At 47.2% G+C, this 19420-nt stretch carries 10 protein-coding genes; 1 reads left to right on the top strand and 9 read right to left on the bottom strand.

Going from position 1 to position 19420, the window contains the following annotated elements; genetic code table 11:
• Positions 1-142: 142 nt before the first annotated feature.
• From ACXAGR_RS09285 to ACXAGR_RS09245, 9 genes are all read right to left on the bottom strand, one after another.
• Positions 143-9037 carry an Ig-like domain-containing protein gene (locus ACXAGR_RS09285; protein WP_474849483.1) on the bottom strand — a complete coding sequence of 2965 codons (8895 nt, stop codon included), beginning with the start codon at positions 9035-9037 and terminating at the stop codon, positions 143-145.
• A 215-nt stretch (positions 9038-9252) separates the two neighbouring features.
• Positions 9253-10008, bottom strand: coding sequence for a type 2 periplasmic-binding domain-containing protein (locus ACXAGR_RS09280; RefSeq protein ID WP_474849481.1), 756 nt, complete (start codon positions 10006-10008; stop codon positions 9253-9255).
• A gap of 170 nt (positions 10009-10178) precedes the next feature.
• Entirely contained in the window at positions 10179-10718 is a 540-nt protein-coding gene (locus ACXAGR_RS09275; protein WP_303573145.1) for an acyloxyacyl hydrolase, read from the bottom strand.
• 178 nt (positions 10719-10896) lie between these two features.
• Positions 10897-13971 carry an error-prone DNA polymerase gene (locus tag ACXAGR_RS09270; protein ID WP_474849479.1) on the bottom strand — a complete coding sequence of 1025 codons (3075 nt, stop codon included), beginning with the start codon at positions 13969-13971 and terminating at the stop codon, positions 10897-10899.
• Positions 13972-15372, bottom strand: a complete 1401-nt coding sequence (locus tag ACXAGR_RS09265) for a Y-family DNA polymerase (RefSeq protein ID WP_474844142.1) — start codon at positions 15370-15372, stop codon at positions 13972-13974. It abuts the gene before it with no gap.
• A complete protein-coding gene (locus ACXAGR_RS09260; RefSeq protein WP_474849477.1) occupies positions 15365-16051 on the bottom strand; it encodes a hypothetical protein in 687 nt (228 codons plus the stop codon). The genes ACXAGR_RS09265 and ACXAGR_RS09260 overlap by 8 nt, the downstream gene beginning before the upstream one ends.
• A gap of 101 nt (positions 16052-16152) precedes the next feature.
• Complete coding sequence (locus tag ACXAGR_RS09255) at positions 16153-16650, bottom strand: hypothetical protein (RefSeq protein ID WP_349582261.1); 498 nt, start codon at positions 16648-16650, stop codon at positions 16153-16155.
• Positions 16651-16678: 28 nt separating this feature from the next.
• Positions 16679-17005 (bottom strand): DUF1820 family protein, encoded by a 327-nt coding sequence (locus ACXAGR_RS09250; protein WP_474844139.1) that lies wholly within the window; start codon positions 17003-17005, stop codon positions 16679-16681.
• Between the two features lie 52 nt (positions 17006-17057).
• Positions 17058-17627 (bottom strand): TetR/AcrR family transcriptional regulator, encoded by a 570-nt coding sequence (locus ACXAGR_RS09245; protein WP_119499457.1) that lies wholly within the window; start codon positions 17625-17627, stop codon positions 17058-17060.
• Between the two features lie 134 nt (positions 17628-17761).
• Here ACXAGR_RS09245 and ACXAGR_RS09240 point away from each other — a divergent pair, with 134 nt between their 5' ends.
• A complete protein-coding gene (locus ACXAGR_RS09240) occupies positions 17762-19402 on the top strand; it encodes a M28 family metallopeptidase (RefSeq protein ID WP_474849475.1) in 1641 nt (546 codons plus the stop codon).
• The last annotated feature ends 18 nt before the right edge of the window (positions 19403-19420 follow it).

Below are 19420 nucleotides of genomic sequence, written 5' to 3'. Positions count from 1 at the left end.
AAGTGAAACGCGTTAGCGGCGATGGTAGTGTGGGGTCTCCCCATGTGAGAGTAGCACACCGTCAGGCTCCCAATTCGAAGAAGCCCGCTCAAACTGAGCGGGCTTTTTTCGTTTTCTACCTTCCGCTTTATTTAAGAGTTGGCTAATCGTCATCAAGAAAACGATAGAGTAATTGCATGCTTCCTATTCTCGCGTCTTCGTCATAGCTGACTAAATCCAAACGAACACCCCATTCATCATTGATTTGCCAGTGCGCCCCCACGCCGATTTTTAGTTGGATCTGTTCGACTTGCCTGTGATGTTGCTCCAGATTCCCTTTTGTCGTCAGAAGCCCGGCGCCTCCTTTTAAATAAAGATTCCAACTGCTGGAAGGCTTTTTAAACCAATACAAAATATCTGCTGACAGACCCTTATAGTCGATCAACAAGTCGTCCGTAATTGACGGATTTAAACTCGATAATTTTGCTTCGCCCAACACAGCGTAATTAATTTCAAACGACCATTTTGGCTTCAACATGTAGCCGATACCAGCAAGTGCCGATGAATTGCTATCATCATATACACGCCATATCGTGCCATTGTTATCGGGATAAAGTCTGCTTGTACCATAGCCTCCAAAGACATAAAAATGGCTTTTGCCGGCTAAAGAATCATCTTCCGTAACGACTCTACTTTCAGCTTTACTGGTTAATGAGAACAGCGATAAGCAACATATCAGCAGGAGCTTTCTCTTTCGCATTATTCCTACTCCTAATCCAAGCAATAGTAGTGTGCCCGACATACTTCCGGAGCCGGTGTAGGTAGACTCCACTTTATCGTGCGCCTGTAGGCGGTCATTAATTCCGTCCTGATTAAAATCTCCGTTTTCCTTATCATCATCGATACCATCATTGTCACTATCCTTCTCCAGATAATTCGGAATTCCGTCTCCGTCTGTATCTGTTGTTCTTTCAATAGTATCGGCAATACCGTCACCATCAGAGTCTAAGTCAAGTCGGTTTGGTATGCCGTCACCGTCCGTATCTAGATCACCTTCTTCGATATCAGGGATGCCATCGTTATCGGCATCAGTATCTGCATAGTCAGGAATTCCATCGCCATCACTATCGGTTCTTCCTTCTTTAGCGTCTTCGATGCCATCACCGTCACTATCGTTATCCCGGTAGTTAAGCAGACCGTCACCATCGAAATCACTTGTGCTAAGCAGATTGTCATCTACACCATCGCTATTGCTGTCTATGCCGAATGTGTAAGTAACATCTATCGCGTCATCAATACCGTCGTTATCTCTATCCAAACCACTTAGTGGCACAAGAGATTGCTCTTCAGCGTCGGAGAGTCCGTCATTATCACTGTCCGTATCAAGATAGTCAGGAATGCCGTCGCCATCTGTATCCGGGATTACAAACTGATCATCGACACCGTCGTTGTCTGCATCAATTCCTCCGGTACTGTCGATATCATAAGCGTTATCTATTCCGTCGAAGTCATCATCAATCCCAGTGGCAGCCGGTCTATCCGTTTCCACAACATCAGGAATGCCATCATTGTCACTATCGGCATCGCGACTATCAATAATGCCGTCACCGTCGGAGTCAATGGTCCCTTCTGTAATATCCGATAGGCCATCATTATCATCATCATTATCTACAGCGTTGGCTGCACCATCGAAATCGATGTCGTTGTTTCCACCGGCACCTTTAATGGTGAGATCGCTATCCACAGCATCGTCAATGCCGTCGCCATCTATATCGCCGGTAAGATCAATACGTCCGTCTCCATTATTATCGAACCGGGACTCAGGGGTTCCATCAATGTCGTAATTACCGTCGTTATTCGAATCGAGGTCTCTGAAGTCAGGGATACCGTCGCCGTCCGAATCAACGGGGCTAGTGATTATTGATACCGGGCTGTCGGCAATACCATCTCGGTCGGCATCGGTATTGCTTGCTTCGAGTGAATCGAACTGTCCATCGTTATCACTATCCAAGTCGAACATGTCGATAATACCGTCGCCATCTGTGTCTATCGTAACGCCGCCATCTGCGTAGCCGTCTCCGTCAGTGTCGATGCCCGTATAGTCACTGTCAAAAGCGTCATCAATCCCATCTCCGTCATTATCGAATCCAGTTGCGTTTGCTTCGACACCATCCGAGATACTGTCATTATCACTGTCTGCATCAAGGTGATCGGGGAGCTGGTCGCTATCGTGGTCAGGCACAACGTGAGCTAGGTCATTTATTCCGTCGCCATTCGCGTCAGGCCCCGTGTTAAAGTCGACATCAAATTGATCATCGATACCGTCGGCGTCTTCATCCGCACCGCCCGTGCTATCCACATCATAAACATCCGGAATACCGTCCCGATCTGAGTCGATGAAAGACGACGCTATTTCAATCCGATCGGGCACACTGTCTCCATCTGAATCTGCTGATTGATAGTCGGCTACGCCATCACCATCGGTATCAATACCGCTTATACTATCGTCAACACCGTCATTGTTGGTATCCGGGCCCCCGGTGCTATCTGCATCAAGAAAATCGTCTATGCCGTCGCCGTCACTGTCTGAGCCTGTCAGACCAAATTCATAACCGTCAGGTAATCCATCGTTATCAGAATCAGCATCGAGGTAGTCTGGTATGCCGTCACCGTCGGTATCATTTGTTCCCTCAACGATGTCTGGTACTCCATCGTTGTCTTCATCAACGCTGGTATCAAGATAGTCTGGGGTACCATCTAAGTCCGAGTCAGATGCGCCTTCCACCGCATCACTGATGCCGTCATTGTCTGAATCTGTATCAAGGTAGTCTGCGATACCATCATTGTCAGAGTCGGTGCTCGTCTCGTTGCTGTCAGGAATACCGTCATTATCCGAATCAGAGTCTTTATAGTTCGCAATGCCATCGCCGTCTTTATCAGCATTACTTTCCAGTAAATCTGAAATATTGTCATTGTCGCTGTCAGAGTCGAGATAATCCGGAATTCCGTCACCGTCAGTGTCAGCCGCCCCTTCGATACTGTCTTGTATGCCATCGTTATCAGAATCTGTATCAAGGAAATCAGCAATACCGTCTCCGTCACTATCAGACTGACCTTCAATTGAATCAGGTATACTATCGCCATCACTGTCTGTATCAGCGTAATTTGGGATCCCGTCACCATCAGCGTCGCCATTTCCTTCTTCAAGGTCAGACAATCCGTCGCCATCAGTGTCTATGTCGCTGTCAATGTAGTCTGGCGTCCCGTCCTCATCAGCGTCACTGAATACAATGTTATCGTCCACACCATCGTTATTGGTATCAGTGCCGCCGGTCTGGTCGACATCAAATTTATCGTCGATACCGTCACCGTCGCTGTCCATTCCGGAAATCATTGCTTCGGTTCCGTCAGGTTTACCGTCGTTGTCGCTGTCAGTGTCACGGTAGTCTGGTGTTCCGTCGAAATCAGTCTGTCTGCTGGTTTCCAGTGCATCCGGAACGCCGTCACCGTCTGAATCACGGTCAAGGTAGTCCGGCGCACCGTCTCCGTCGGTATCGGTGGGGGAGTAATTGTCATCTACGCCATCATTGTTGGCATCGGGACCGCCAGTCTGATCGACGTCCAGGCTGTCAGGAATGCCGTCGCCATCGGTGTCCGGGCCACTTGCGTTAGCTTCTTCACCGTCACTGATGCCGTCGTTATCACTGTCACTGTCCAGGAAGTCGGGCACACCGTCATTGTCGAAATCGAGAGCGTAGGGGTTTGTGTTATCATCAATGCCGTCTCCATTGGCATCAGTACCGCCCGTCTGATCAACATCATAGGCGTTATCAATACCATCGCCGTCGGTATCCGTACCGGACGATTGCATTTCTACGCTGTCCGGAAGGCCGTCACCATCACTGTCTCTATCACGATAGTCCGCAATACCGTCGTTATCGGTATCAGGGATAGCGGCTATAGCATTATCATCAATGCCATCACCGTTAGCGTCGGTGCCACCAGTCTGATCAACATCAAAAGTATCGGCTATGCCATCCCCGTCAGTATCTGTGGTGGTTGCCTGCGCTTCGAAGGTGTCAGGTAATCCGTCATTGTCGGCATCTTTATCGAGATAGTCGGGTTGGCCGTTGGAATCTGCATTGCTTAATTCGACATTATCATCACGTCCATCGCTATCCGAATCGATACCACCTGTCTGATCAACATCAAAAGTATCATCGATGCCGTCCCCGTCCGTATCCGTAAAGACCGCTCCTGATTCGACATAGTCAGGGAGTCCGTCACCGTCAGCGTCTTTATCGTTGTAATCGGGCTGACCATCGGCATCTGTGTCAGATGTGCTTTCTATCGTGTCAGGAAGTGTATCGCTGTCAGTATCTGTCTGGCTGTCGAGATAGTCAGGCGTCCCGTTTTCGTTACTGTCAGTCAGTATTACATTGTCATCGACACCGTCATTATTGGCATCAGTGCCGCCTGTCTGGTCGACATCGAAAGTGTCATCGATACCGTCTCCGTCGGTATCAACACCGCTAATCATTGCTTCACTGGAATCAGGGATCCCATCATTGTCGCTGTCAGCGTCGCGATAATCCGCTGTACCATCATTATCAGTCTGCGACGTTCCCTCTACTGCATCAGGTACACCATCTCCGTCTGCATCACGGTCAAGATAGTCCGGTGCACCGTCGCCGTCGGTATCGGTGGGGGAGTAACTGTCATCTACGCCATCATTATTGGCATCGGCGCCGCCAGTCTGATCGACGTCCAGGCTGTCAGGAATGCCGTCGCCATCTGTGTCCGGGCCGCTGGCATTGGCTTCTTCACCATCACTTATGCCGTCGTTATCACTGTCGCTGTCGAGGAAGTCGGGCACGCCGTCATTGTCGAAATCGAGAGCGTAAGGGTTTGTGTTATCATCAATGCCGTCTCCATTGGCATCAGTTCCGCCCGTCTGATCAACATCAAAAGCGTCATCAATACCATCGCCGTCGGTATCCGAACCACTGGATTGCATTTCTACGCTATCCGGAAGGCCGTCACCATCACTATCTTTATCACGATAGTCCGCAATGCCGTCGTTATCGGTATCAGGGATAGCGGTTATAGCATTATCATCAATGCCATCGCCGTTAGCGTCGGTGCCACCAGTCTGATCAACATCAAAAGTATCGGCTATGCCATCCCCATCAGTATCTGTGGTGGTAGCCTGTGCTTCGAAGGTGTCCGGTAATCCGTCATTGTCGGCATCTTTGTCCTGAAAATCTGACGTGCTATCACCATCTGCATCGGAAGCGACGACTGTGTCATCGAACCCGTCATTATTCGCATCAGGTCCACCGGTAAAATCAGCATCAATGTAGTTATCGATTCCGTCGTTATCGCTGTCAGCGAAAACCGCTCCAGATTCAACATAGTCAGGAAGTCCATCACCGTCAGCATCCAATGACAAGTAATCCGGACTGCCTGTTCCAGTCGTATTGGTTGCTTCGGCGTTATCATCTACACCGTCGTTATTCGCATCAGGGCCACCTGTCACAGATGCGTCGATATCATCCGGAATGCCGTCATTATCCGCATCGGTACCGCTACTGTTTGTTTCAAGGCGATCAGGAATATTGTCAGCATCACTATCACTGTCGAGGTAATCAGGTGTTCCATCTCCATCAGAGTCGGTTGGATTGGTTTGCGGGTTGCCGTCGGCATCACTATTCGCGTCTTCTAGTGCGGTGGCTATCCCATCGTTATCATCATCAGGGTCGAGCGCATCGATTATGCCGTCATTATCTGTGTTGGTGGGGTTACCGGGGTCGCTTACCTCAACATTATCAGGAATACCATCGCCGTCTGTATCCGGATTGTTAGGGTCGGTGCCCAGCGCGGCTTCAACGTTATTTGTCAGGCCATCATTGTCGCTGTCGTAGCTGACGAACGCGCTGTCGCCGATATTATTATTCGCTGCTACATCAGTAGCCACATCATCCGGAACGGTAATCGTAATGTTACCGCCTCCGTCCGGGGTGACGGTTACCTTATAAGAGGAACTGCTGTTAGTGGTAAAGGACGACAGCGTTGCATTGGTTACCTGAATATCGCTCAATGTGAAACCGGAAACAGCCTCGGTAAAGGTTAAATCAATAGTGAATGGACTGCCGTCAGCGATAACCGCAGGCGCATTGCTGATTGCTACCTGAGGCGCCACTGTGTCTTTATCACCTTCGGCTTGTGTTGCCACGCCGGTATTCCCTGCAGCATCGGTTTGGCTTGCATTAATAATGACCGTATCGTTGCCATCTGAAATATTCTGACTATCAACCGTGGCGTTCCACACACCCGCGTTACATGCGACGGTTTGTGTTGCAGGAGTGCCATCTGTTACTGTCACCTCAACGTCGCCGTCACCGGAAGTACATGTACCTGATACCGGATAGCTGATTTGATTCTGGATATTGGACCATCCCGGTGAGTCAATCGTGACGACAGGAGGGGTTGTATCTTTCGTAACCGGTACCGGGCCGGCAGACGCCTGATTCCCTGCATTATCAGTATGTGTTGTGCTAACTGTGAAAGCAGGATCTCCGTCAGGAATAGATGAAACGTCAAATGTCGTGGACCATACTCCACTGGAGCAGCTCAGTGTTTGATTTGCACCATTTGATAAATTCACGACAACATTATTTGTGCCGTCGACTTCACAGGTGCCCGATACTGGCCATGCAGTTTGATTCGCAGGAGTAACGGTAGGCGCGCTAATAATAGCTACCAGGGGTTGAACAGTATCTTTATCCCGTTGTACTTGCGTAGCGTTTGTGACGTTGTTAGCCGGATCGGTGTGCGTTGCATCTATGACTATTTGGCTGGTTCCGTCGGAAATACTGCTCACATCGAAGGTTGCAGTCCAACTTCCACCACTACAATCCACATCCTGATCGGATGGCGATGCGCCACTTATTGCCACATTTACATTGTCAGTCCCATCGTCCGAGCAGCTGCCAGATACCACATAATTAGTGCGATTACTGATATTTGCCGTGGGTGCGGTATCAATGGAAACAGTAGGCGCTGAAGTATCTTTATCAGCCTGTTTCTGTGAAGCATTTCCCGTATAGCCATTCACATCCGTTTGTTCAGCATCGATAGAGATAACATTGCTGCCATCCGAAATACCGGTAACATCAAATGTGGTACTCCAGGTACCGCCAGCAGAACACGACGCTAAAGTTTGATTCCCACCATTGAGGCTTACAGTAACGTCGCCGTCTCCGGCCGTACACGTACCTGTTACCGGATAGCTAGCCGAGTTGCCGACATTTGCTGTTGGTAGATTATCAATAGTCACCACAGGATCGGTTGTATCTTTATCTGCGGAAACCGGCGTGGCGTTTCCCTGGTTGCCACTAAAATCTGTTTGACTCGCTGTTGTGACTACCTGATTGCTGCCATCGGCCACACCGCTCACGTCGAAGTTGGCAGTCCAGGTACCATTTGATAAACATGATACATCTTGAGAAGAAGGGGAAGCGCCGGAAATACCTACCGTAACGTCACCATCACCTACTTCACAAGTTCCGGTTACGGGATAATTATTTTGATTGGACTTTATGGCTTTGGGGGTCGGGTCAATTACTACAACGGGAGGGGTTGTATCGGTTCCGCCAGAAATATTAAACCGATAATCTTCTACTTCACCCGAGCTGAAACTCCCGGCGCTGTCAGTATTCGTAATTGATTCGCTACTTTCAACTATTCTGAAGCGCGCATAGGTTGTTCCGTCTGTTACGTCAGGACCGGTTGTATTCAGATTGCTCCAGGTCAGGGTGGTGATTGTCTCGTACGTGCCATCCGGAATGGTAACCTGCGCCGCTTCGTCAGCATCGAATTGTCCGTTATGGTCGAAATCTATCCAGCCAATTAATGTAGAGTTCTGCCCGGTAATTGCGGTTGTTTCTACATCTACAGAATAGCTGCCGCCAATGGTACTGGCGTTCAACTGAGGAAACTGTTCTACACCATCGTCGTCATCGTCTAGTGCAGCGCCTGCGCTATCATCGACTCCGTCTTTGAATCCATCTACTTCACCACTTACCTGTTTCCCCAGGTAGACACCTTCTTTAATGGTGTGAACTGCACCGCCGGAAGAATTTAATGTGAAGTATGTATCTGGCGCATCACCCCAGTCACCGCCGGGTTCAGCTCTCAAACTTTGTGCTTTAAAGAATGCCCAGGAATCGTACGTTGCGTCGCCTTTATCTGCGATACCAACCAGAACCGGGGTAGTGGTTTCCGGTGTGATTGGAGCACGACAGGTAATTCTTTTGGTATAGCCGTCCATTTGTGTTGCTGTACCAACTCCGCCATCATCATTATCATTGTTGATAAACAGGAAGCTGTTATTGGTGCTGTTCACCGAATTAATACTGAGTAATTGACCATCCGGAGTCTGAACACAGTTAACACCCGGGCTATTACCAACAACGATGACCATAGCATCAGCAAAACCGCCACCTTCATACTCGGTATATTCATCCGAGCCGAAAATGAAGTCGACTATAAGTGTATCGTTTCCGGCATCCGCAAATACATCAAAGCTCAACTCTGCGCGATCGTAGGCGAGATTGTCAGGGCTTGTGCCGTATTTAGCATCATTGACTGAGCCGCCACTTTGTTCATCGGTGGTGAATGTACGGTTGTCGTCGTCATTTAATCCTGAAACAGAGACAACACCAGTGACACCACGTGTTCTGCCTGAAGTCATAATGGCGCCAGAGCCAAAATTATTGCCAAACAAGAAGTCATAACCGTTAAAAAGGCCTAACTGCTTATATTGATCCGGAGAACTTTCTGTAACAGCTGAAAATTGCGGATTGGAGAGGGTAAAGCCGTCACCTTTTATTTCGTTAATGATGTCGTTAACAGAGACGTTAGTATTGTCAAATTCAGTAACGGTTTCGCCATTTGAACCTGTAATTATTTGCTGGGCATCTACTTGAAAGGAAGCAGCAATAAGGAATGGTAGAATCTTTAATGACGATGAAAAGTTTGAATCAAGCTTATGCATTCTTATACCTGATAATTGTCTATGGCGGGACGAGCATTACTTAGGTATAGAAAACAAATGCGAATTTTCCAGCAAGGAAAGACTGGAAATTCTTAATAAAACTAGAAATTTACCGCATATTAAAAGCAGTATTTTTTAAGGTTTTCAAGAAGGATTCATTTATTAAGATAAATGAATGGGTGTTATCCAATGACAAGAGTTCTGTAATTATTGGTTCAGGGACGAAGTGATGCAGATTGTATGTTTTTTAAAAGATATTGAGGATCATTTATGCCGAAATGCTTTTTTAGGGCATTAATTTTATCTTCGCTATTTATTAAAAATGTATTTATATTTTTGATGAGGTCGTGCCTTTTTATAGACGCCAGCTTAAAACCAACGATATTGTGTGGCAGAACCGGTGACAAAGTGAACTCACCAATCGTGGGATTTGCTTCAGACAGATAACTGGTAACGAAATAATCGACTTCTGCCACATCGGTTTTACCCTGCTCAACCAGTTGCAGCGCTGAAAGGCTGTCCTCAGTCTCTACAAAATCAATATCACCGTTCTTCTCTTTGCCCTTCCAGTCAAGAGGAGTAAAGCCAAAAGGTAAACTCACTTTTGAAACTTCATTGATTTCCATGTTCACATTGGTGCGTTTAATAATTGCACCGCTTAAGGTTTTAACCACATCCACAGAGTAGTGTTTTTCAGTTGATTCAGCGATAGCCGGATGAAAGATTGGGTTGTCTGGATATATCAAATCAACCGTGCCTTTAGCTAACTCTATCTGCAGGCGTGGAACAGGCATTGTCTGAGAAATGAATGTATGACCGGACTCACTGGCATAAAGCTCGAGAACTGCCCAGATGAAACCTCTGTCCTGATCTGAGGTGAAATTATAATGAGGGTAATAATCAAAGTTTTGCAGCCCTACAATGTAGGTATCTGCCTTTGCCGGCTGGCTTGGGTTAATAAAACATGACAAGAGCAAAGCAACTGATGAAAGGCGCTTAAGCGGCTGCTAATTATTTTTAAATAACACTGTTAATGCCGGTGCTTACTCTGATTAAGAGTGCTTGAAAATTGACCATATTTTATGGATTCAATACACAATTGCAAGTGCCGGTTTACAAACCGGCAACAAGATCTATGTAATTAAAAATGGTACGAATAAGACACGTTCAGGAAGTCCAGACCTGGATTATCACTGTTCAGGCCGCCATTAGAATAGTGCATGTACCTCAGAGCGAGTTGATTGACTTCTTGTTCATCTAAACTAAGGAGTAGTCCGAGACGATCTTCAAACTGATAATGTGAACCAATGTTCTTTCCGGCAAAATGACGGTCATTAACCAGACTTGCCCCGATACCTGCTTCAAGATACAACGGATACTTGTCGTATACCGTTGAAATTTGTTTTACCAGAACAGGAGAAAGCGCCAGTGCCAGATTGGTGTCGTGATCATTATAACGGCCGTATTCCCAAACATTAAAGCTTGCCTCCCAATATAGTTTGATGTCTCCAAACCAGTCGGTATACAAAGATGTGGTAACGGGACGGTAAGCAACTCTGACACCTTTAATGTCATCAAAGCCATGAAGATAATCGATCGCTACAGACTGGCCTGCCATTGAAGAGAATGTGATGCCGGACAAGAACGCGGCAAATAAACTGTATCTGAAAAATGAAAACATGTGTTCCTCCTGAGTATTGCAACATGTTTGTGTAAACACGTTTGCAAAATGCTCACCAATAAAAAATGCGCCAATTTACAGGGAGATAAATGGAGGTTTAAAAACAAACATTCAAGGATGTTTGTAAATTAGTGTAAAGCTAAGTAAATCTTTCATAGTAGAAAACAGCATAAAAAGTTTAGTGGAAGTTTCTTGCTCCTGAATTCAATGTATCCAGCCAGCTACTTCTGTCAGTCAGCTTCCCTGCAATAATGTGAATAACTCCTTCAGGTGAACGTTCTAGAATGCCATCAACTTGCAGGATCTGTGATTTGAGATATGCCTGATGCTGATGTCTGGCGGTAGCTTGCCAGACAACCACGTTCATATTGCCGGTGTGATCTTCAAGGGTAAAAAAAGTCGCGCCGGATGCCGTGCCGGGGGCTTGTCTGCATGTAACGCAACCGAGTACGTGTACAACAGATTTATTGGGTCTGTTAATTAACTCCCGCGCCAGTGTCAGTTGCCTGACAGAATAGTCTCGCAGGATAAGCTCAACCGGATGTTGCTTTAACGATAATGTTGTTGACGCATAATCTTCCAGCAAAGCGTCTTTGTCATCCGGTGCAAAGTCGAAGGGCAGTTGCTCATTCTGATCAGTGAATAAAGGCATTGTGCTGTGCTTATCCATCATTTGCCATCTTGCACGGTAACGATTACCGGATATGCTGAAAAAAGCATCCGCACTGGCCAGAGAGGACAAATCAGATTCCGTCAAACCGGACATCTTAAGTTCAGTTAAACTCCGGTAACCTTCTTCAGGTCTCTTAGATTCAAGCAATACAGCGCCATTTTCTGATAATCCTTTCACCAGTCGTAGTCCGAGCCGGACTTGCTTAATCCCTGCCTTCAGCTCTATCTTGTGATCAAAGTCCGACGCATTTACACAGACCGGTAACACAGTGATCTCATGATGTCTGGCATCCTGAACCAGTTGTGAAGCCGAATAAAAGCCCATAGGTAAACTGTTGAGCAGGGCAACATAAAACTCTGCCGGGAAATAGCATTTCAACCAGCAGGATACGTAGGCCAGTACAGCGAAAGAGGCTGAATGCGATTCAGGAAACCCGTAACCCCCGAAACCTTTTATTTGTTCAAAAAGCTGTTCCGCAAAAGCCGGTTCGTAGTTCCGTTCCGTCATGCCTTTAATCAGCCTGTCCCGGAATTCGTAAATCCGGCCATCTTTTTTCCAGCTCGCCATAGCACGGCGAAGCTGATCGGCTTCCCCACCCGAAAATCCGGCGGCGACCATCGCCAACTGAATAACCTGTTCCTGAAAAATAGGCACACCCATGGTTCTGGATAGTACCTGTCTGACTTCCTCTGACGGATAAGATACGGCTTCTTTGCCGTGACGACGCAGTAAGTAAGGATGCACCATATCGCCCTGTATCGGCCCTGGCCTGACAATAGCTATCTGCACGACTAAATCATAGTAACAACGTGGCCTGAGCCTCGGCAGCATGGTCATTTGCGCACGGGATTCAATTTGGAATGTACCCACAGTATCTGCTTTACAAATCATATCGTAGACTTGCGGGTCATCGCCCAGCGCGGTAATAAACGGTATCGATACCGGCACCGGAAACTGAGGGTTTAGCAGGGCGAAGGTCTTCCGGATGGCGGTTAGCATGCCTAAAGCAAGAACATCGACTTTCAGTAACCCTAAAGTTTCCAAATCATCTTTGTCCCACTGAATGACAGTGCGGTCTGCCATCGCAGCATTTTCAACAGGTACCAGTTCATATAACGGACCGGCTGAAATGACAAACCCTCCCACATGCTGAGACAGGTGCCTCGGGAAGCCCGTAATTTGTTCAGTTAAGCTGATTAACTGACTCACTTTAGGATTTTGTGGATTTAAACCGCAGGATTCAATTTGAGTTTGCCAGGGCACGGCTCTGTCGCGCCGGTTTATATTTTTAATCACATAATCCAGTTGGGATTCGGGAAAACCCAGCGCCTTACCTGTTTCGCGAAATGCGCTCTTAAACCTGAAGCTGATTACTGTCGCTGCCAGCGCTGTGCGTTCACGGCCGTATTTGCTGTAAATATACTGAATGACTTCTTCCCGCCGGCTGTGTTCAAAATCCACATCAATATCCGGCGGCTCATTTCTTTCTTTAGAAATGAAGCGCTCAAATAACACATTAATCTGTCTGGGATCGACAGCGGTGATTTCAAGGCAATAGCACACAACCGAGTTCGCAGCAGAGCCACGACCCTGATACAAAATATCGTTCGCGGCAGCAAACTGAACAATGTCGTAAATGGTCAGGAAGAAATATTCGTATTGCTGTTCCTCAATCAGTGTCAGCTCCTTTTCTATGATGGCCCGCACAGAGTCAGATATCCCTTCCGGAAATCGCCTTGTAATGCCTTCTTCGACGCATTTCCTCAGCCAGCTTGTTGCGTTATAACCAGCCGGAACCAGTTCCGCAGGATATTGATATTTGAGTTCGTCAGGACTGAATACACATTGAGACGCAATTCTGGATGCGGTTGCAAGCCAGGCTGCCGGATACAGCTTTTGTAATTTACTAAGCGGACGGAGTGCTCTTTCTGCATTTGAGACAGCATTAAGACCCAGTTTTTCTACCGTTGTATTTTCTTTCATAGCATGCATGACATGTTGTAATGCAAGCCGCTCGCTGTGATGAAAAAGGGCGTGGGTACACGCTGTTACCGGCAATGATAAACTATCATGAAGTGCCTCATACTGAGCGAAACGAAGATGATCTCTGCCATCAAGGTGACGGACAGCGCCGATGTATGTTCTTTCAGGATGAAAGCGTTTGAACCATTCTCCCCAGCGGACATTTTCTTCATCACTATGGTGAGGAAGCCAGATGATAATACAGTGCCGGACAGATTTGATATCCCACTCTGCCAGCGCATATTCTCCTTTGGGACTGCGTCGTCTGGCATTGGTGATGATACGGCACAGTTCGCTCCATGCTTTTTTATCCGGGCAGAGCAGCACAAATTGCAATGATTCGCCGAAATTAAACAGGCTTCCGCAGATCAGTTTTACCGGTAAGTGATGGCGCGATATTTCGCTGTGCGCCCGCACAATACCAGCCACAGAACATTCATCAGTAATAGCAATAGCCTGGTAGCTCAGAAACGCTGCTGTGGTTACCAGCTCTTCCGGTGAAGACGCACCATAAAGAAAACTGAAGTTACTTTGAGTAACGAGTTCTGCATATTGCATTCAGGCATACCAGCCGCTGATGTACCATCCACCCTGTTCCCTGAATATCTGCATGCGCTGACCGTGTTGATTCAGCGCGATGAAGTAATCTCTTTGTTCCGGTGCATTGTCCCACCAACCGCTTTCTATTCTCACTGGGCCGAACTCAATTTTAGGCGTTCCTGTCAGGCGTTGTGGCTGAGATAAAATAAAGGCAGGAATATGTTGTGCAGCCTGTTCACTGAAAGCGTGAGAGCGGGGCGCTTTTGCCATCGTAAACCGGTGGTCCTCCGGCCAGGCGGCGTCAGAAACTGCCTGATTACCCAACCGGGCGGTGAGTTTACTCAATAGCTGCTGGCGGGCGAAGAAATGCTTCCTGGCATTAAAAAAGTCGGCTTCAGTACCGGCATATTCATTAATTTCACCGGCACATAACGTGAATTGAATAACCGGCTCAGCCAGTTCTGTCGTTTCCAGTTTAAGGGCAATCAGGTTCGCCCATTCATCAAAGCTGAAGCGAAGATCTGATTTTCTGATATCCAGCGTTACAGGGTCTGTTTCTCTGTAACAGAGGGTTAGGATGAGCCACTGCGTGCCGGCATTCCGGAGTCGCAGAAAAATGCCTAAATCCTTCAAAATTTTACCGAGGTACGCATTCAGTTTATCTGTACCGGTTACTTCAAAAGGCAGAATAACCGTTTGTTCGAAGGTCGCAGGCGGATGATAAAACGGTCCTGCACGATAACTGTCTCCTTTCAGTGAGAACAGATATTTGAGTAAATCGCTGTTAAAGCGCTTACCAATTTCAGTGGCAGGTAATTCAAACAGGGCTCCCAGGTGTTTTATGCCCGCTCTGTATAACGCATGACTCTCTTTCTGACTGAGCAGTAATGCAGAAACGGGAAGTTCATTCAGGGCCCGGAGAATTGATGCATTCTCCAGCAGCAGAATGTTTGTTTTTTGCCTTGCAAGTACGCGGGCCGCGTCCGGGCTCCATGCTGAAGCATAATGGCACTGTATGTTGCGTGAGAGGATCACTGCTTTTACGGCCTCCCATATTTGTTCGTAGCTGCCGTAATAGCGCACCAGATTATCGATACGTATTGCCAGTCCATCCGGCGGGCTTACTGATATCTCAGCGACACACTCATAAAGCTGAGAGGCCAGATTTTTCAGTAATGACAACTCCATGGATTCATCGTAATCGATGAGCTCCAGGTTTTCACATAAGGCCGCGGCCTGAGCCAGTCCCATTTCCTGCTCAATGCCTGCTGCACGGGCAACCCGGTTTAACTGAATGAGGGCATTGCGTTTCTGGTGGTAAACCGCAACAGGTAAACTGTTGTCAGTGGCTCCTGCATGCAGTGCGTTATCCAGCGTCAGCCGGTAACAGTATACATACAGCCAGCGCTGATCAGCCATGACGGGCACCATCCTGCTCCGGCAGACGGTTAAAGCGGGACATTGCTGATGCAATAGCACTGTTATCCGGCGTGTATTTAAAGCGCTCTTTTACTCCCCGGACTGGCCAGCCTTTCAATTGCTTATTGATATTCACTTCAAAACCTTCAGTTGCCGGCATAAAAAGTAAATCTAAGGCGATGGGAAGCGGGTGTTGTACATTCATAGGGTGCTCGAAAAGTAGCACCATACATTCATGCTGAGCCGCCGCCACCTGAAGCCGCCGGGCCTGTCCGGGGAGGATAGATTTTGTCCAGCAGCACACGAGTGAGCAGGCATCAGATTTGATGGCTTCTTCCGTTGCCCAGCCACTCAAATCATCCGGTGCGGTGACAAGTTTGCAGTCAGAAGGATTTAAGCCGGTCCGGTTCAGCCAGGGGGCGGTAAGCATACCGGGCGCATTAATAAACACCGCCAGCGTTTCAGCTTGTAATGAATTGAATACAGATTTAAGAAATGACAATTCACCGCAACCCGGCAGACACACGATGCGGATTACCCCGGATGCAGGGAAGCCTCCAGACAATGCTGAATCAAAATGAGTGAATCCCGTCGCAAGCAGACGGCTTTGTTTCATCTGAGCCTGACTGCCACGCCAGACTCCGGGGTGCATTTCAACCAGAGAAAGCGAATTTGCCATAATAATTTACCTGTATATCTATACAGTATTATAGGCAGAAATAAACAGTGATCAAGACACCTGCTTATCTTTCAACAGAGTGATTGTTTTCTAAAGCAATGTTATTCAGACGCGGAAGAAGAGGCGCGGGGAGCCAGTAACCCTGATGTCATAAGATCACAGGCTTTAATAAAACCATCGGCGGTATTTTTAACCCAACTGATACGCACATCATTAGGTTGTTCCTGCATAAAGCTTTTGATGTCTTCCATAGAAAGTTCGGTATCACGCAAAGCGATATTGAGCCCTTCTTCAATTGAATGTCCCTTCTCACAATTATCAAAAATAATCTTTGCAGATGAGGACACAATCAAGATTAAAACATCATACTTTTTACCACTGATAAGGCCTTTGCTACTAGCGGATTCAACCCGTTCGATAAAGATTTGCTGCAGAGATTTGGCCGTAGTACTCAAAGTGACAAAAGCACTATTGGCTTTACTGGCATTTTGCTTTGCCAGATGCTTATTTGAATTGACTAATTTCTGTAAGCTTTGCACTTTAAGCACAAAAAATATCAGGATTAAAACTAATACTGCAATAATGCTAAAAGCCAGCAAAGCAACAACTCCGGTCAGTTAAGGAAATTCAGTCTTTCTTCGGCGTGTAAATCGGGCTTGGGAACGCGGTTACTTTTTCAGAAAGTTGCGTGATTTTTGCCGTGCCCTGTTTTTTGACTGCATCAATGCGTAACACATTGTGCATAGGTACATACGTCCTTTCGACATCTGAAAACTCTGTTTTCAGTTTCTCATGGCTGGTATCAACCACAAGACTGGTATGAGTATCCCAGACAAAATCACCAATTTCTACAAAGCCGAACATACTGTCCTGACTTAATTCCCTCACATATAACTCATAGCGTTCACCGTTACTGACAAACTGGATGCGGTACAAAGGGTTGTTACTACTCATGAAATTGAAAACCTGAAATGCACATTCGGGAGCATGATTTTACGGTTTTCTGTTAAACCTGCAACGGGGTTAGCAGCGCTTCTGTGGCAATGACCATCTCTTCACGGTTTTCAGCAAGGATGCCGTTTACGGCAAAACCCTGAACATAACTGGTAAGCTGAAGGGCTGCAGACTCAATATTGATGTCTGGTTTTATTTCCCCTGACAATTTGGCTTTTTCCAGACAACCGATGAAATCGAGTTGCAGACGGTCCAGGTAGTGTCTTCCCATTTCTCTGATTGTGGGATCCTGTTTCCCCAATTCGCAGACACAGTTAATCAGCAGACAGCCTCTGCCGTAGACCAGGGGAATATATCGCAAAAAGAAAGTATTGATGGCGGTGATGCCGTGGTGATTTTCCAGTTCACTGACTACGGGCATCAGCTGAGTTTTCTGATAATGCTCTAAAACTTTGTACAGGAACTGTTGTTTAGAACCAAATTCCAGATAAAAACCGCGCCGGTTAAAAGAGGTGCGGGCGATAATTTCATCCATGATGGCGCCGTGGAAACTATATTCAAGGAATATGTCCACAGCTTGTCCGAGTATCTCGTCTATATCGTATTGTGCGCTTCTTGGCATAGCGGTCGCATTAGTGTGTACTTCTATTGAGCGTAGCGTAAACCATGGAAGTATCAAGGGATAGGGTTAATCGCCTTGCTTAAATCATCTTCCGGGTTAACATGCCCGTGGTTTATGCAATTTTGAAGATGATTATGATAAGAAAATTAATCCTGAGCGGGCTGTTCGCTGCGTCTGCTATTACGGGTGTGGCGGCGCAGGATGATGCCGTTAGCAGCCATTTCAATCCTGACACGAACAGAATCAAATCTCACCTGTTCTTCCTTGCTGATGATTTGCTGGAAGGCCGTGATACCGGTTCCCGCGGGCACGATATTGCTGCGTTATATATTGCCATCGAATTTGCCAAATATGGTCTCAAACCGGCTGGTACGGATGGCTTTATGCAACCAGTACCTTTCCGCAAGGCCAGTCTGGTGCAGGAATCTCCCGAATTTACTTATCAGACGGAAGGCGGGACGTTGTCTTTTGCTTACCCTAAAGATTATTTGACCGGTCCAGATTTAATGGCCACCGACTCTGCTCTGAGCGGTGAGATGGTCTTCGCCGGTTATGGCATCATTGCTGATGAACTGAATCACGATGACTACGCCGGTCTGGATGTGGAAGGCAAAATAGTAGTGGTACTCTCCGGTAAGCCAGCCTCTTTCCCCAGTGAAGAAGGGGCGCACTTCGCGTCGGGTTATCAGAAGCAGTCTTATGCTGCACAGCATGGTGCCATTGGTATGATAACGGTTTCTACGCCAGTGGCTGAAAAAGTACGCCCGTATCAGAATATGCTCAGCTACATTCATACTCCCCGTATGGCATGGGTGGATGAAAACGGCGTACCGGCGAACACGTTCGCACAGTTGAAAGGCAGTGCTTATCTTAGCGAACCGGCCGCACAGCAACTATTTGCTAATGCTCCTGTTTCTTTGAATGATATTTACGCGGAACTGGAAGAAGACAAATCGCCGGCAGGTTTTGTGATTCCGGGTACTATTTCTCTGAGTAAGAAGAGTCTGCATTCTCAAATTACCAGCCCGAATGTGGTGGGTATGATTGAAGGCAGCGATCCAACCCTTAAAAATGAATATGTGGTTTTTTCTGCTCACTCCGACCATATCGGCTTTGCCAAAACCGTTAAGAAAGACAACATCAATAACGGTGCCATGGACAATGCTTCAGGTACTGCCGTGATGCTCGAAACCGCAAGGCTGTTCAGTGAATTGCCCGATAAGCCATCCCGGTCAATTTTGTTTGTTTCCGTAACCGGCGAAGAAAAAGGGCTGCTGGGCGCTGATTATTTCGCCCGTAATCCAACGGTGCCGGTAACATCCATGGTGGCTGACGTAAATCTGGATATGCCAATCCTGACGTATCCCTTTGCTGATGTTATTGCATTTGGTGCCAGTCACAGCGACATGAAAGCGTCAGTAGAAGAGGCAGCAGGCAATGCCGGCATTACTCTGAGTCCGGACCCCTGGCCAGAGCAGGCATTGTTTACCCGCTCTGATCACTATGCTTTTGTAAAGCAGGGTGTGCCTTCGGTGTTTATGGTACCCGGTCTGACATCTAAAGATCCTGATATAGATGGCAGTAAAAAATTCGGTGAGTTTCTGGCAACCCATTATCACAAGCCCAGTGACGATATTAACCAGCCATTTAACTGGGAAGCTGCAAAAACTTTCACTCGTGTGAACGCTGAAATCGGACTGACACTGGCTACTCAGGCTAACCGTCCTGAGTGGAATGACGGAGACTTCTTCGGCAATACATTCAGTAAGCAGTAGTTTCAGAGTTTTTAAGCT

The sequence above is a fragment of the Alteromonas sp. ABH4_457 genome, from assembly GCF_056160625.1.
The sequence above is the reverse complement of the archived record's forward strand: the minus strand, read 5'-3'. Positions and strand labels throughout refer to the sequence as shown.

What these genes read in the sequence shown, in the direction of transcription:
- ACXAGR_RS09285 (WP_474849483.1), bottom strand. Translation starts at nt 9,037, where the DNA reads ATGCATAAGCTTGATTCAAACTTTTCATCGTCATTAAAGATTCTACCA.
- ACXAGR_RS09275 (WP_303573145.1), bottom strand. Translation starts at nt 10,718, where the DNA reads ATGTTTTCATTTTTCAGATACAGTTTATTTGCCGCGTTCTTGTCCGGC.
- ACXAGR_RS09270 (WP_474849479.1), bottom strand. Translation starts at nt 13,971, where the DNA reads ATGCAATATGCAGAACTCGTTACTCAAAGTAACTTCAGTTTTCTTTAT.
- ACXAGR_RS09265 (WP_474844142.1), bottom strand. Translation starts at nt 15,372, where the DNA reads ATGGCTGATCAGCGCTGGCTGTATGTATACTGTTACCGGCTGACGCTG.
- ACXAGR_RS09260 (WP_474849477.1), bottom strand. Translation starts at nt 16,051, where the DNA reads ATGGCAAATTCGCTTTCTCTGGTTGAAATGCACCCCGGAGTCTGGCGT.
- ACXAGR_RS09250 (WP_474844139.1), bottom strand. Translation starts at nt 17,005, where the DNA reads ATGAGTAGTAACAACCCTTTGTACCGCATCCAGTTTGTCAGTAACGGT.
- ACXAGR_RS09245 (WP_119499457.1), bottom strand. Translation starts at nt 17,627, where the DNA reads ATGCCAAGAAGCGCACAATACGATATAGACGAGATACTCGGACAAGCT.
- ACXAGR_RS09240 (WP_474849475.1), top strand. Translation starts at nt 17,762, where the DNA reads ATGATAAGAAAATTAATCCTGAGCGGGCTGTTCGCTGCGTCTGCTATT.